Below are 15,741 nucleotides of genomic sequence, written 5' to 3'. Positions count from 1 at the left end.
GTTATTTAATCGCAATTGGGGAGGACATGTTTATATCTGGCTGTATTTGAACTATATTTGACCTTTTTAGCGGAATGTTTTTATATTGTTTTTAAAAAATCAGCAGGAAAAATCTAGGACTTGTAGTAATTTTGTAGTAATATTGTAATATATTATTCACGGATTCATGAAAAACGTTGTTCAGTCGGGGGTTGAACAGGTGCAGGTAGAAATTAGAGGGGCAGAAAAACTTAGCTTCCGTGAACGCCAAGTAGTAACCCTAAAGGAAATGGGTTATTCCAGTGAGCGCATAGCAGCAAAGTTAAAACTTAGTCCGAGCTCCGTGGCTACCCTGTTTAACCGGGCAAGATCCAAAGGGTATCAGGTAGTAATTGTTATACCAGGGCAAAACCTGGGTCTATTCGGCCCCGAGGAAGAGGAGGAACTGGGCGAATGATATCCACAGGCAAGGGAAAGGTTGCCGAATTGAAACTGCACCGTGAAAATAAATCTGAGAACAACAAACCTCCCAGAAAGCAAATCGGTTTCAGGCTGGTTATTGTTTTCTTAATAGCTATGGTTGCCTATATTGCCTTCTCTATCAGCAGTCAAATTGGGCGTCTTCAAGCGATGCAAAATAATGTTGAAACTATCCAATCCCAGGTGGAGGAGCTTAAACATAAAAATGCCGCTTTAAGGGAAGAACTTAAAAGAATAAAGTCCGACTCTTATGTGGAGCAGGTTGCCAGGGAGCAGTTAGGATTAGTAAAACCGGGAGAGACCCTTATCGTGCCTACCCAGGACCCCTCTGGGGAGGGGGAGACTGTTCGTCCCGAGGAAGTTTTTAATGTAAGAGATAAGAACATCTATGATTGATTTTGCTCATAATATTGACACTTCTTATGTTAGTACCATATAATTTTATTAATTAATGTGGTTTGCCATTAAGGAGGCACATGTAGGTAGATGTCGTTGGAACAAGGTAGTATCGTAGAAGGTGTTGTAACAGGGATTACCAATTTTGGTGCATTTGTTGAATTGCCGGGAGGCCAGACCGGTTTAGTGCACATTTCGGAAGTAGCCGAAGTTTATGTCAAGGATATCAATGAGTTTTTAAAGGTCAATGATAAGGTAAAGGTTAAAATTATTGCTGTGGACCCAAAGGGGAAAATTGGACTGTCCCTAAAACAGGCCAATCCATCTTCAGCCCCTGCACCAAGGGCTCCCCGTAAGCCAAAGTTTCAACCATCCTTTGAAGACAAACTGGCTAGGTTTATGAAAGATAGTGACGAAAGGTTATCAGACCTTAAAAGGCAAACCGATTCTAAAAGGGGGGGCCGTGGAGGCTCCAAGTTTTAAACATATCGGTTATTAAGCATTCCCGTTAAAGGGAATGCTTATTTTAATTTGTGAAGGGAGATGGAATATGCGACTTGCAAGCATAGATGTTGGTTCAAATTCTACAAGGTTCCTTGTGGCAGAAATAAAGGATGATTCTTTAACTCTCGTCAAGTCGGGTTTAATTACCACTCGCCTGGGCCAGGGCATTACATCCGGTCTATTGTTAGAAAATGCAATGGAGCGTACTGTTTCTGCCATTGAAGACTTTATAAATGAAATCAAAACTTATAATGCTCAGAAAATAATTGTTGGTGCAACCAGTGCCGTAAGGGATGCTGCTAATAAGGAGGTTTTTATTAATTTAGTTAAAAACCGGACAGGCTTAGATCTCCGAGTGTTATCAGGGGAGGAAGAGGCCAGGGCAAGCTATCAAGGAGTTTTATCTGGTGTGCCGTTGTCGGCAGACGCTACCCTGGTCCTGGATGTTGGAGGTGGCAGTACAGAAATAATCTGGCCGGATCATAAGGGTATCAATTATGTTAGTCTTCCGGTAGGGGCCGTTAGAATGACTGAAGGGGGATATTCCGAAAAAGAAATCGGAGAATTACTGTCATCATACTTGCACATTATCCGTCAGCAAGAAAAAAAGCTATCAATGGTTGCGGTGGGAGGTACGGCCACGACCCTGGCAGCAATTTCCCTTGGAAATAAACAGTATCAACCTAAACTTGTCCATGGTTATATTTTATCAACGGTAGAAATCAATAGGATATATTATATGCTTTTGGATGCGGGACAGGAAGGAAGAAAAAAAATTATTGGCTTACAGCCCCAGAGGGCCGACATTATTCTAGCAGGAGTAAATATCATCCGAAAAGTGCTTGAAGGCTTAAGTTTGGGGGAAATAACTGTTTCCGAATCAGATATTCTGCATGGCCTGGTGTTGAAATTATATCAAGATATGTCGAAACAAAAACTGGAATAACCTACCAATAATGACAAGTATTTCCCACCCCTTATACTATAATGTTTATAAAGTGCGAGTATAAGGGGTGGGTCTGTTGTTTGAACGTGTTGATATTTATACCTATCATAGAACTGGACAGAACTTAAAGAAAAGCAAAACACCCCGTCAAAATACTTTCATGGGTAAAAAGAAGGCAGAGCCGCGAAACAGAAAATTTTCCCTGGCCTGGGTTGGACAGGCCCTGGCAAAGGAGAAGGTTGTTCTTTATATAGCGGCTTTCTTTTTAGGAAGAGCCATACTTCTAGGAGAGCTGACGCCGTTTGGGGCAGCTTTTGCAGCCGCGGTAGCCTGGAGCTTTGGCCCCCTTCTTTTTGTTCCTGTGGCTGTTGTGGCGGGTTTGTTTACCGTGATGGAGGGTGCCAATGCCTGGAGCTCGGCACTGGTGGTAGTAACTGTTTTTCTCATTATGCTCAATTTAAAGCCACAAATAAATCGACCATGGTTAGTGATTCCCGGAATCGTTGGTGCAGCTACCATGACGATTAAAACAGTTTTAGTCAGCATTCAGGGGGCAGCCCTTTATCCCTATATAACCGTTGGTTTTGAGTCCGTTTTTGCCTCAATCTTAACCTTTGTCTTTCTGCAATCTTTGGCTCCCTTTGCCCGGGGCACTTCTGGTAGAACTTTGCCAGGTGAAACGGTTTTCTGTTTTTTAGTTCTTCTGGCAGGGGTAATTGCCGGAACCGGAGGTCTAGGCAATGAGTTAGTAACCCTGAGAGGTGTGGTTAGTCGCCTGGTTATCCTTCTGGGTGCTTTAGTTGGTGGAGCTGGAGTGGGGGCCGCCACTGGGGCCGTGGTGGGAGTTATCCCGGGATTAGCCTTTGTGGTTGCCCCGGTTATAATTGGAGCCTATTCCTTTGCAGGCTTCCTAGCTGGTTCGGTAAGATCCTTTGGCAAGCTGGCTGTGGCAGTGGGATTTCTGATGGGCAATATAATTTTAACCATTTATATGTCAAATTTTAATGATATCCACGGAGTGCTCCTGGAGACAGCCTTAGCAACGGCTGTATTTCTGCTAATTCCGGCATCGTTACAAGATAAAATTAAGGGATTAATCCCAAAACAATCCACTGATGCTGAACCGGCTGCTACTATTCAGGATACAAGGCTAAGGGAACTCACTGTGGATCGTATTAGAAGTTGGTCTTCGGTATTCTCAGAGTTATCACGCAGCTTTGAACAGGTCTCTTCAACGGTGCAGCAGTCCCAAGAGGAACAGGGACTTCAGCAGCTTTTTGCAGAGGTCAGCAAGAAGGTTTGCCAGGGTTGCGCCCTATACCGTACCTGCTGGGAGAGGGATTATTACCGAACCTGCCAAAATATGTTGGACATGCTTTCTATCGCTGAGCTCCAAGGCAAAGTAGATATTGATGATTTAACCGAGGATCTAAAGAAAAGATGTGCCAGATTAAAGGAAATGTCCATCACCATTACCTGCCTCTATGAAACTTACAAGGTCAATCGTTATTGGCAGCAGCGATTGTTGGAAAGTAGGGAGCTGGTGTCTGAACAGCTTAAGGGTGTTTCCCAGATTATGGAGGGCATGTCCAGTGAATTGGAACTGGATGTTGAATTAGAAGGAGAAATTGATCAAACATTAAAATATCAATTTGACAAAATTGGGATACCTATACATGATTTGTATACCCTGCATAAGGAAGATGGTCTTATGGAGGTAGGGGTGATTAAGCAAGCCTGCAGGGGTCAAATGGAATGTAGGTTTACCATAGCGCCTGTTGTGTCAAAGGTTGTAGGTAAGGCCTTTAACGTAGCCAGCACCAACTGTCAGCATAAAGAAGGGGAAGATAAGTGCTTTTTCAAGCTATACCCTGCCCTAAAGTATAACCTTGATCTCGGGATGGCCAGAATAGGGAAGGATGGCAACCATATATCAGGGGACAGCTACTCAGTTCTTCACCTGAAGGAGGGAAGGATGGCCCTTCTTTTATCAGATGGCATGGGAACAGGACCTAGGGCAGCAAAGGAGAGCAGTACCGTTGTGTCCCTGCTGGAGCATTTGCTGGAATCGGGTTTTGGACAGGATCTGGCCGTGAAAACAGTTAATTCTATAATGATGCTAAGGCCAACGGAAGAGTCTTTCTCATCCATAGATTTATCGGTAATAGATTTATACACAGGCAATGGAACATTTCTGAAAATAGGAGCTGTTCCCAGTTTCTTAATTAGGGGGAAGAGAGTAAGTCTAATTAAAACCAATTCCCTACCTGTGGGAGTGGTAGATAACATTCAATTCGCCTCGGTAAATAAAATTCTAGAAGAAGGAGACCTGTTGGTCATGGTCAGTGACGGTATTCTTGATGCATACAATGGTCAGATGGAAAAAGAGCAATGGATGTCTGATGTGCTTAGGGATGTTGGCATGCTGCCTGCCCAGGATCTAGCAGAGGCTATCCTGGCCCTGGCCCAGAAAGTTGCTGGGGGCAGCATCCCGGACGATATGACTGTCATCACTGCCAGGTTAGGAAAAACAGTAAATTAAAGCTAAGCCCGTTCAGCGGGCTTTTCAGATTGTCGAGAAACTACCTATATTCGGGTTTTAATAATCCCTCACGACTCCTTTCTCCGCAGTGGACAGCGCTAATCCCTTGCTTCGGGCGAAAATGGGCCGCCTTCGAGTAAACATCGTGTTTACCTCAGGCTTGCCCGGACGTCCATGTCCGGGCACCCATTTTCGCATCCTCAGCTTCGCGAAGCGCTGTTTCCACTGCTCCGAATGTCGCTGTTCGGGATTATTAAAACCCAGGTGTATCTTTTTCAACAGTCTGATAAGCCCGTTCAGCGGGCTTTTATTTTTCTGAAAATGTTTTATGGTTTTGTCCACAGGATATAATAGTTAGCGCCGGGGGACATTAATAAACTGGAAAACTCAGCGGAAACTTTGCAGTAATGTTCTTTAAGTTGAAGGAAATCAGGGTTGGGTTGTTGAAAGTTATTACATAATTATTGGTAATTAAGGGGAATTAAACATGGGGGTGTTGGAGAAGGTACGTCACGAACTTGCACGGCACAGGATGATAGAGCCGGGCCAGTTAGTGATTGTTGGTGTTTCCGGGGGACCGGATTCTATAGCGCTGCTTCATATTTTATCTCAATTAAAAGATGAGTTAGGGATATCTTTGCATGTTGCTCACCTAAATCATATGTTTAGGGGCGATGAAGCCAAGGGAGATGCTTCCTTTGTTGAACAGGTTTCTTCTAGTTTAGGAGTCCCCTGCACAATAGAAGAGAGGAATGTGCCTGATTATGCCCGGGAAAAGGGGTTATCTTCTCAGGTTGCCGCTAGGGAGGTCCGCTATGACTTCTTTAATAGGGTTCTTACCAAGCTAGGGGCCGAAAGATTGGCCCTGGGTCATCATGCGGATGACCAGGCTGAGTCGGTTTTGCTTAATATATTTAGGGGAACTGGTACAAATGGCCTAGCAGGGATTCTGCCCTTTAGGGACAAACTGTACATGAGGCCATTGTTAACTGTTCGGCGGGCGGAGATTGAACAGTACTGTAAGGATAATGGGCTTTCCTATAGATTAGATAGCTCAAATTTTAAAAAAGTATATCGCCGCAACAAAATCCGTGCCGAGCTAATCCCCCTTTTAGAGAAGGATTACTCTCCAGGATTGGTTCCCCTTTTGGTTAGGTTAGCCGAACTGGCCAGAAGTGACGAAGAATATCTGGAAGCGGAAGCCTCTAAGGCCTTTAAAGAAGTGTTGGTGTCCAAGGAGAAAACCCATATTGCTATCCACCGCCAAAAACTGTCCCTACAACCTACATCCTTGGCCCGGAGAGTAATTAGAAATTGTTGGGGTGCCCTGGTGGGGGAAAAAAATGATTTAAGCTTCGAACAGGTGGAAAATATTCTTAACCGCTTAAGGGGTTCAGGGGAGGAAAAGGTAATAGAATTGCCACGGGGCATCAAGGCCTGGCTAAGCTATGACACGCTGCATATGGGGAGCCATTATCAGGGAGACGAAAAATATAGGTACGAATACCAACTTCCCATACCAGGGGAGTTAAGTATACCTGACACAGGTGCCAGAATAGACTGCAGACTTTTGCAAAGGGAAGAGCTAAATTTTAAACCGGAGCAATTCCCCCCTAATATGGCCGCCATTGATTACCATAAAGTGAAACTTCCGTTGATTGTTAGGGCGAGGCAGGACGGAGATATATTTGTACCCTTTGGTTTCGGCAGAAGGGTTAAATTAAAGAAATTTTTAATTGATCGTAAGATACCCAAACACATAAGAGGTCGTATACCAATTGTGGTTGAACAGACTACCGGGCGGATTGTATGGGTGGCAGGTTTTAGAACTGCTGAGGGCATAGAAATTAGCCCCGAAAGTAAAAAAGTAATTCTACTAAATTTGGAAAATGGGAATAGTAGTAATATGTAAATTGATAAGCAATAGCTGTTGTGGTAAAATATTCATTATCTTGGGACTTTTGGTCTTTTGCAGGGAGGAGTGGCTTTTTTGAATAAGGTTCTTAAAAACCTTAGTATTTACCTGTTAATTGTTTTGGTTATCATTTTTTTGATTCAGTTCACAGGGGACAAGAAGACAACTGTTGTTCCTTTACGTTACGATGAATTTATAACTGCTTTAGAGCAGAACAGAGTCCAAAATGTAGAAATGATTACTGATAAGTCCACCAACCTTATTACGGGCAAACTTAAGGACGGTCGGGATTTTCAGACAAATGGACCAATTTTAGATGAAACCCTTATCCCCCTGCTTAGGGATAGAAACGTACAGTTTAATCAGAGTCCACCGCCGGAGCCTTCCTGGTGGGCGGGACTCCTAACTACCATGCTGCCTATCTTGCTTTTCGTATTGTTGTTCTTTTTCCTCATGCAGCAGACCCAGGGAGGTGGCAATCGTGTTATGTCCTTTGGGAAAAGCAGAGCGAAGCTACATACCGATGAAAAGAAAAAGGTCACCTTTGAAGATGTGGCCGGTGCAGATGAGGTAAAGGAAGAACTAACAGAAATTGTAGACTTCCTCAAAACTCCTAAAAAGTATAATGAAATAGGCGCTAAGATCCCCAAAGGGGTGCTGTTTTTTGGCCCCCCGGGTACAGGTAAAACTCTGCTGGCCAGAGCGGTTGCAGGTGAGGCGGACGTTCCCTTTTTTACCATCTCAGGTTCTGATTTTGTGGAAATGTTTGTAGGTGTGGGTGCTTCAAGGGTACGTGATTTGTTTGAACAGGCTAAAAAGAATGCCCCCTGTATAGTATTTATAGATGAAATTGATGCTGTAGGTCGGCAGCGTGGTGCAGGTTTGGGCGGTGGCCATGATGAGCGGGAACAAACCTTAAACCAACTACTGGTTGAAATGGATGGGTTTAATCCCAACGAAGGGATTATAATCATTGCAGCTACAAACCGTCCGGACATTTTAGACCCAGCTCTTTTGCGCCCAGGTCGTTTTGACCGCCAGGTTGTCGTAGATGCCCCGGATGTAAAAGGCAGGGAAGAAATTTTAAAGGTGCATGCCAAGGGTAAGCCTCTTGAGGATAATATTAACATGGAGGTATTGGCTCGCCGCACACCAGGCTTTACCGGTGCGGATTTATCCAATTTGATGAATGAAGCAGCCCTGCTGGCAGCCAGGTACGGCAAAAAGAAAATAGGTATGTCTGAGCTGGAGAATTCCATTGAAAGGGTAATTGCCGGACCAGAGAAGAAAAGTAAAGTTATTTCTGAAAAGGAAAAACGTTTGGTGTCCTACCATGAGGCTGGTCATGCTTTAGTGGGCTATTTATTGCCAAACACTGACCATGTACATAAGGTTTCAATAATTCCTCGAGGACGAGCAGGCGGCTATACACTGCTCCTACCCAAAGAAGACAGATATTACATGACCAAATCCATGCTCCTTGATCAGGTTGTCATGCTGCTGGGTGGCAGGGTGGCTGAAGATGTGGTGCTCAAAGAAATAAGCACTGGTGCACAAAATGACCTGGAAAGGGCAACAAGTATTGTACGCCGGATGATCATGGAGTATGGCATGAGTGACGCCTTGGGCCCCCTTACCCTAGGACATAAGCAGGATAGCCCCTTCCTGGGGAGAGATATTGGCAGGGACAAGAATTACTCCGAAGAAGTGGCCTATGCCATTGACCAGGAAGTTAGAAAGACCATTGACAGAGCTTATGAAAATGCCAGGGAACTGCTTACCAAGCACAGGGAGACCCTGGATTTGATTGCCCAGACCCTAATGGAAAAGGAAACCATTGAAGCCGAAGCCTTTGCAGAGTTAATGAAGGATGCAGGTCTAGAAAAGCCAAATAGCTAAAAATAAAAGATATTAGAGAAAAGAGGATTCTTTAAGGTGGGAGGAGAAAAGGGTGGAACGTACATATCTAATGGTTAAGCCCGATGGTGTTCAAAGGGGGCTGGTTGGGCAAATCATAAGCCGCTTTGAGCAAAGAGGTTACAAAATAGTGGGCTTAAAGATGATGCAAATTGCCCGGGAAACTGCTGAAAAGCATTATGGTGAGCATGCTGGTAAACCCTTTTTCACAGGATTAGTTGACTTTATAACCTCCGGTCCTGTGGTTGCCATGGTTGTTGAGGGAAAAGATGTTGTAGTTACCGCCCGTGAAATGATGGGAGCTACCAATCCCTTAAAGGCAATACCTGGCACCATTAGAGGAACCTACGGTGTTGATGTTGGACGTAACGTAATCCATGGCTCCGACTCTGTGGAAAGTGCAAACCGTGAGATAGCAATTTTCTTCAAGCCGGAGGAATTGGTTGAATACGGTAGGGCCATAGATACCTGGATTTACGAGTAGCATGCAATGGAAATTCTCCAGTGAAAAGCTGGGGATTTTTCTTTTTAAACATAAAATAGTATCATTTGTATGAAATTGAAAATAATACCACCTAAAGGGGGTGTCCCATGTTGGAAATTGGTATGACCCAGGAAGTAAAGGCAACAGTTAATGACACAAATACAGCAATAGCCTATGGCAGCGGTGGAGTAAGGGTATTTGCTACACCAGCCATGATCGGATTAATGGAGAAGGCAGCCTTGGAGTTGGCGGATAAAGTATTGCCTGAAGGACAGACCACAGTTGGAACCCTGGTAAATGTCAAGCATACTGCAGCTACTCCGGTGGGTATGGCTGTTTCAGCAAAGGCCGAACTTGTTGAAATTGACGGGAAAAGATTAGTATTTAAAGTCGATGCAATGGACGAAGCAGGATCAATTGGCTCAGGTATTCACGAGAGATTTATTATAGTCCTTGAAAAATTCTTGAAGAGGGCTGAGGGAAAGTTGACGGGTAAATAAAAAAATTGCTAAGAACGGAGTGTTTATGTTCATGAAAGTTGTTCCCAGTGATTTAGAAATTGCCCAGGCCCATAAAATGACGCCAATTACAGAAATTGCTGCGAAGATCGGCTTGGGGGAAGATGATATTGATCTTTATGGCAAATACAAAGCTAAGATTAATTTGGATGTCTTGCGCAAATTTAAAGACCATCCCATGGGCAAGTTAATAGATATCACCGCCATTACTCCCACGCCCCTTGGTGAAGGAAAGACAGTCACCACCATAGGCCTTACCCAGGGACTGGGTAAGATCGGCAAGAAGGTTATAACTACCCTTAGGCAGCCATCAATGGGACCTGTTTTTGGAATTAAGGGTGGTGCTGCCGGAGGTGGATACTCCCAGGTGGTTCCTATGGAGGATATCAATATTCATTTCACCGGGGATATTCATGCGGTGGAGGCGGCCAATAACCTGCTGGCTGCCATGATCGATACCTCTATACTGTTAGGTAATCCTTTAAACATTGATCCCATGACTGTAATGTGGAACCGTGTACTTGATACCAACGATCGGGCCCTTAGGGATATTGTGATCGGCTTGGGAGGAAAGGAAAACGGATATCCCCGACAGACTGGTTTTGATATGGCGGTCGCCTCTGAGGTTATGGCTATCTTAGCCCTAGCCGACAGCCTCCAGGATCTTCGCTTGAGATTGGGCAAAATAGTGGTAGCTTACACCTATGATGGCAAGCCTGTTACAGCTGAGGATCTTAAGGCAGCGGGAGCCATGACTGTAATTATGAAGGAGGCAATAAAGCCTAACTTGGTGCAGACATTGGAGGGACAAGCCTGCATCATGCATGCTGGACCCTTTGCCAATATAGCCCACGGACAAAGTTCCGTACTGGGGGACAAGATAGCCCTTAGATTGGCAGACTATGTAGTAACAGAATCAGGCTTTGGCTCTGATTTGGGTATGGAGAAATTCATGGACATCAAATGCCGGCAGTCTGGTTTGCGCCCAAGCTGTGTCGTGATTACTTGTACCATAAGAGCCCTCAAGATGCATGGGGGATTAGGCAACGTGGTGGCAGGCAGACCACTGCCGGAAGAGCTTACCAAGGAAAATCTACCTGCCCTGGAAAGGGGATGTGCCAACCTGGTGCATCATATTAAGGTAGCAAGCTATTATGGTGTACCTGTAGTTGTGTCCATTAATAGATTTACCCCTGATACGGACCCAGAGGTTGCTTTAGTACGTGAAAAGGCCATGGAAGCCGGTGCATTGGGGGCTTATCCCATCACAGTTTGGGCCGACGGTGGGGAAGGGGCGGTTGAACTGGCAGAGGCGGTTGTTGCTGCCTGCGAAAAGCCAAGTGATTTTCAGCTTTTATACCCTGACAATATTGGCATAAAAGAGAAAATAGAAACCTTGGCTAAGAAGGTATATAATGCAGATGGTGTAATTTATGAACCCTTGGCCGAACGAAAAATTAAGCAATTTGAGGAACTGGGACTTGGTAGACTCCCTATTTGTATGGCGAAGACTCACCTTTCCATTAGCCATGACCCCGGTATGAAGGGGCGGCCGGGAAATTATATCTTCCCTATTAGGGATATACGAGCTTCCGTTGGTGCTGGATTCTTATATCCCCTGGCAGGGGCCATGAGGACAATGCCAGGCTTGGGCTCTAGGCCTGCGGCCCATCATGTAGATATAGATGAATATGGACGTACTAAGGGATTGTTTTAAGAACACGCCCGGTATTGGCTAAAAATACCGGGTTTTACTTATGGGCGTGTAAAATAATAATATATTTTCGTCCCATAAATATTTTCTGTCCGGGAAAACTAATAAAAATAATTTTGGAGGTGTTCCCGTGACGCTTCATAATAAGAAACATACATTGCAAGAGGGTGTTCCCCATGAACAAATGGCAACTAAACATGGGGAATTAGTTAAAGGAACCACGGAAGATGAAACCGTATCTAAAGAAATGGCTCCAAGCCACAGGGAAATAAGTAACAACCCTTTTAAAACACCGCCCAATAATTTGACCACCAAAAACCATCGGAAGATGGGGATGGGAGAAAAAGGTTAGATAAGTCACCCGGTTTAAGCCCTATAGGGCTTAAACCGGGACGTACAATTATCAAAAAATAATTAGAACTTAAAATTTAATTAATACTTAATTAAACAGATTTAAAATTCCATCAATTAAGACAAATAGTCACAGCGAAAAAATACAAGCCTCTAATTCAAAATAGTCTAAAAGAATTGACACTAGTTGGAAGAAGCTTTATACTAGCCATAAGGATAAAGAGGGCGTAATTACTGGAGTTTCAACTTTTAATTCTTACATCAAACTTTGCTTCTTGGTTATATTACTAAGGACCCTAGCCTCGGATTTACACCATAAATAGTATCTTCGTTACGCTGGCACTGTCTTAGAGGCGACATTGTCCGATTATGAATTATTAATGGGGGATATCAAAATATATTTCGGCAATCTAGTTTTGTCAGGATAAGTCCACAATGCAAGTTATTTTTTATTTAATTAGTTAACTATAGGTTGTTTTGTGCAACCTTGTTATTATATGTACAAGGACTCTATTAATTTTACTTACAAAACCACACTAAATATTTCATGGAGGTGAAGTAGTCAACGGCTTCTTTCCCTTGGATTAAAATGAACAGGTGCTGGTTTATCAACCAAAATTGATTAAAAATTAAGGAAATTACCCCTTTAAGGGGTTATTGCTTCTGGGTGGCTATGAAGTTTCATCTGGAAAGCGAGACTAGGAGGACGGTGTGATGCTGAGATGACAATAAATCCTAACAAGGTAGGAGCCGTACTGGTGGTAGGCTCCGGGATAGCCGGGATACAGGCGTCATTAGACCTGGCCGAGTCCGGCTACTATGTGTATATGGTAGAAAAGGAGCCGGCCATAGGCGGAACCATGCCCATGCTGGACAAAACCTTCCCAACCAACGACTGCTCAATGTGCATACTGTCTCCCAAGCTGGTAGACTGCGGGAGACACCTAAACGTAAAAACCATGACCAACTCAGAAGTAATAAGCTTAGAAGGAGAGCCAGGAAACTTCAAAGTGACCATCCGGAGCAAAGCACGCTTCGTAGACCCGGACAAATGTACAGGCTGCGGCAGCTGCGCAGATGCCTGTCCAGTAAAAGTGGACGACGAATTCAACCAGGGCTTGGGGAAAAGGAAAGCCATCTACAAGCTATACGCCCAGGCCTTCCCCAACGCCTACGCCATAGACAACAACAAATGCCTAAAATTTAAGAACCTGGCCAACGAAAAACTCTGCGGCAAATGCCTAAAGGCCTGCCAAGCAGGGGCAATCAACCACCACATGGAGGACGAAGAGATCCAAATTGAAGTGGGCTCCGTACTACTGGTACCAGGCTTTGAAATATTTGACCCTGCCCAACTGGAGCTATACAAATACGGGGAGCTGAAAAACGTAGTAACCTCCCTGGAATTTGAGCGTATTTTAAGCGCCTCAGGCCCCTTTGGGGGACACCTGATAAGACCAAGCGACCACCAGGAGCCCAAGAAGGTTGCCTGGATCCAGTGCGTAGGCTCCCGGAACTGCCGAATCAACCACGGCTACTGCTCGTCAGTATGCTGTATGTACGCAATCAAACAATCAGTAATCGCCAAAGAACACGCACCCTATGACCTAAATGCCAGCATCTTCTACATGGACATGAGGACCTACGGCAAAGACTTTGAAAAATACTACGAGCGGTCCAAGGCCCAGTATGGAGTAAACTTCGTACGCAGCCGTGTCTACGGCCTAGACCCAGGAGAAAACGACAACGTCAGCATCCGCTACGCCCTAGAAGACGGCAGCATAATAACAGAAGAATACGACATGGTAGTACTATCAGTGGGACTCGAGCCCAACAAAGCAGCAGTAGAGCTGGCCAAGGGACTAGGAGTAGAACTGAACCAGTACAACTTTGCCGACGTACAAAAACTGAGCGGCGTGGCCAGCAACAAGCCCGGCGTATACGTAGCCGGAGCCTTCAGCGGCCCCCGAGACATACCAGAAACAGTAATGCAGGCCAGTGCGGCAGCAGGAGAAGTACAAAAACAACTGGCAGAGGCCAAAGGCACCCTGACCCAGACCAAAGAATACCCTGCAGAAAAAGACCTAGCGGGAGAAATAGTAAGGACCGGAGTATTCGTCTGCCACTGCGGCATCAACATCGGCAGCGTAGTAGACGTGCCGGGAGTAGCCGAATACGCCAAGACACTACCGGGAGTAGTATACGCCACCGACAAACTATACGCCTGCTCCCAGGATGCCAGTGCCCAGATAAAAGAAGCCATCGAAGAAAACGGACTAAACCGCATCATAGTGGCCTCCTGCAGCCCAAGAACCCACGAGCCCATGTTCCAGGAGACCCTAAAAGAAGCAGGACTAAACCCACACCTATTCGAAATGGCCAACATCCGAGACCACTGCTCCTGGGTACACCAGAACGAACCGGCAGCAGCCACCGAAAAAGCCAAAGACCTGGTAAAAATGGCCGTTAAAAAAGCAGCGCTTCTAGAGCCTGTACAACCAGTAACCCTGCCCATGAACCACGATGCACTGGTAATCGGCGGCGGAGTAGCAGGCATGAACGCAGCCCTAAACCTGGGAGACCAGGGCTACCAGGTATACCTGGTAGAAAAGGCAGCGGAACTTGGCGGCATAGCCAAGAGAATCCACCACGGCATGGGTGGAGAAGACATTCAAGCATATCTTGGCGAACTAATTAACAAAGTAACAACCCATGACAAGATCAAAGTATACACCGGAGTAGAAATAGCCGACGTACACGGCTTCATGGGCAACTACGAAACCAAGCTCAGTAACGGAGAAGAACTAAAGCACGGCGTGGCCATCATCGCCACCGGTGCTGCAGAATACAAGCCGGAAGAATACCTCTACGGACACAACACCAGAGTACGCAGCCTGCTGGAAATAGAAGGCATGCTGGCAGAGGGACAGCTTAAAAACTCCAACAACTACGTATTCATCCAATGCGTGGGAAGCAGAGACAACGAGCGCCCCTACTGCAGCAGAATATGCTGTACCAAGGCCGTGAAGCTGGCGCTAAAAATAAAAGAAGCCAAGCCCAGCGCCAACATATTCATCCTGTACCGAGACATCAGAACCTACGGCTACTTCGAAGACCTGTACACCGAAGCCCGGCGGAAGGGAATAATCTTTGTCCGCTACAGCACCGACCAGAAGCCTGAGGTAGAAGAAACCGCCTTTGGCACCAAAGTGACCTTTACCGACCACGTGCTGAACCGACCGGTAGAAATATATGCCGACGTCATCGGACTGGCCACAGCCATCGTGCCAAACGACAACACCGGCCTGTCCAAACTATTCAAAGTGCCGGTTAACGCAGAAGGCTTCTTCCTGGAAGCCCACCTAAAACTGCGTCCCGTAGACTTTGGAACAGACGGCGTATTCATGTGCGGCCTGGCCCACGGACCAAAGAACCTGGAAGAAAACATCGCCCAGGGGAAAGCAGCAGCAGGACGTGCAGCCACCGCCCTGGGCAAGGCCAACATCCAGACCGACGGCAAGGCAGCCTACGTAATCCAGCGCAAGTGCGCAGCCTGCGGCGTATGCGTAGAAGTATGCCCATCCAAGGCAGCCACCCTGGTAACAGACCAGAGGGGCAACACAGCAGCAGAAGTAAACCCGGCCCTATGCAAAGGCTGCGGGGCCTGCGCCTCCTCCTGCCGCTGCGGAGCCATCAACGTCAAGGGCTGCAGCAACGAACAAATCATGTCCATGGTACAGGCAATTTCATAGTTCGAAATTTATGAACCAAGAGCCGGGCGTTGCCCAGCACCGCCCGGACTCCTTAACCATAAATAACCAAAAGACTTAAAAGACCCGTAAGAAAAGCTAAAATAATCGAACCTCGAATAACGAACTTCGGACTTCCAATTTCGAGGTAGGAGGGAAGAAAATGGGCGAACAAGAACCTAAAATTGTAGCGTTTCTGTGCAACTGGTGCAGCTATGCCGGTGCAGACCTGGCAGGGGTAGGGCG

Annotated in this window: 13 protein-coding genes; all 13 read left to right on the top strand. The window is 45.7% G+C overall.

What is annotated here, in order from left to right; translation table 11 throughout:
• The first annotated feature begins 199 nt into the window (after positions 1-199).
• Complete coding sequence (locus P6N53_RS12390) at positions 200-436, top strand: helix-turn-helix transcriptional regulator (RefSeq protein WP_304543604.1); 237 nt, start codon at positions 200-202, stop codon at positions 434-436.
• Positions 433-855, top strand: coding sequence for an FtsB family cell division protein (locus P6N53_RS12385; protein ID WP_304543602.1), 423 nt, complete (start codon positions 433-435; stop codon positions 853-855). The genes P6N53_RS12390 and P6N53_RS12385 overlap by 4 nt, the downstream gene beginning before the upstream one ends.
• A 90-nt stretch (positions 856-945) precedes the next feature.
• Positions 946-1,338 (top strand): S1 RNA-binding domain-containing protein, encoded by a 393-nt coding sequence (locus tag P6N53_RS12380; RefSeq protein ID WP_304543600.1) that lies wholly within the window; start codon positions 946-948, stop codon positions 1,336-1,338.
• Positions 1,339-1,405: 67 nt separating this feature from the next.
• Positions 1,406-2,305 (top strand): Ppx/GppA phosphatase family protein, encoded by a 900-nt coding sequence (locus P6N53_RS12375; protein ID WP_304543598.1) that lies wholly within the window; start codon positions 1,406-1,408, stop codon positions 2,303-2,305.
• 76 nt (positions 2,306-2,381) lie between these two features.
• Entirely contained in the window at positions 2,382-4,847 is a 2,466-nt protein-coding gene (gene spoIIE / locus P6N53_RS12370; RefSeq protein WP_304543596.1) for a stage II sporulation protein E, read from the top strand.
• A gap of 487 nt (positions 4,848-5,334) precedes the next feature.
• The gene (gene tilS, locus P6N53_RS12365; RefSeq protein WP_304543594.1) at positions 5,335-6,759 is read left to right on the top strand and encodes a tRNA lysidine(34) synthetase TilS; all 1,425 of its coding nucleotides are present in this window, start codon (positions 5,335-5,337) and stop codon (positions 6,757-6,759) included.
• 78 nt (positions 6,760-6,837) lie between these two features.
• A complete protein-coding gene (gene ftsH, locus P6N53_RS12360; protein WP_304543591.1) occupies positions 6,838-8,661 on the top strand; it encodes an ATP-dependent zinc metalloprotease FtsH in 1,824 nt (607 codons plus the stop codon).
• Positions 8,662-8,713: 52 nt separating this feature from the next.
• The gene (gene ndk / locus P6N53_RS12355) at positions 8,714-9,163 is read left to right on the top strand and encodes a nucleoside-diphosphate kinase (protein ID WP_304543589.1); all 450 of its coding nucleotides are present in this window, start codon (positions 8,714-8,716) and stop codon (positions 9,161-9,163) included.
• 107 nt (positions 9,164-9,270) lie between these two features.
• Positions 9,271-9,663 (top strand): thioesterase family protein, encoded by a 393-nt coding sequence (locus P6N53_RS12350; RefSeq protein ID WP_304543587.1) that lies wholly within the window; start codon positions 9,271-9,273, stop codon positions 9,661-9,663.
• Between the two features lie 31 nt (positions 9,664-9,694).
• On the top strand, positions 9,695-11,398 hold the full coding sequence (locus P6N53_RS12345; RefSeq protein WP_304543935.1) for a formate--tetrahydrofolate ligase: 1,704 nt from the start codon (positions 9,695-9,697) through the stop codon (positions 11,396-11,398).
• Between the two features lie 127 nt (positions 11,399-11,525).
• A complete protein-coding gene (locus P6N53_RS12340; protein ID WP_304543585.1) occupies positions 11,526-11,747 on the top strand; it encodes a hypothetical protein in 222 nt (73 codons plus the stop codon).
• 721 nt (positions 11,748-12,468) lie between these two features.
• Positions 12,469-15,498, top strand: coding sequence for an FAD-dependent oxidoreductase (locus tag P6N53_RS12335; protein ID WP_304543584.1), 3,030 nt, complete (start codon positions 12,469-12,471; stop codon positions 15,496-15,498).
• 160 nt (positions 15,499-15,658) lie between these two features.
• Positions 15,659-15,741: hydrogenase iron-sulfur subunit (locus P6N53_RS12330; protein ID WP_304543933.1), on the top strand; the 83-nt coding region annotated here is incomplete at its 3' end.

Source organism: Desulforamulus aquiferis (assembly GCF_030577015.1).
Classification (GTDB): Bacteria; Bacillota; Desulfotomaculia; order Desulfotomaculales; family Desulfotomaculaceae; genus Desulfotomaculum; species Desulfotomaculum aquiferis.
This window is presented reverse-complemented; position numbering and strand designations above follow the sequence as displayed.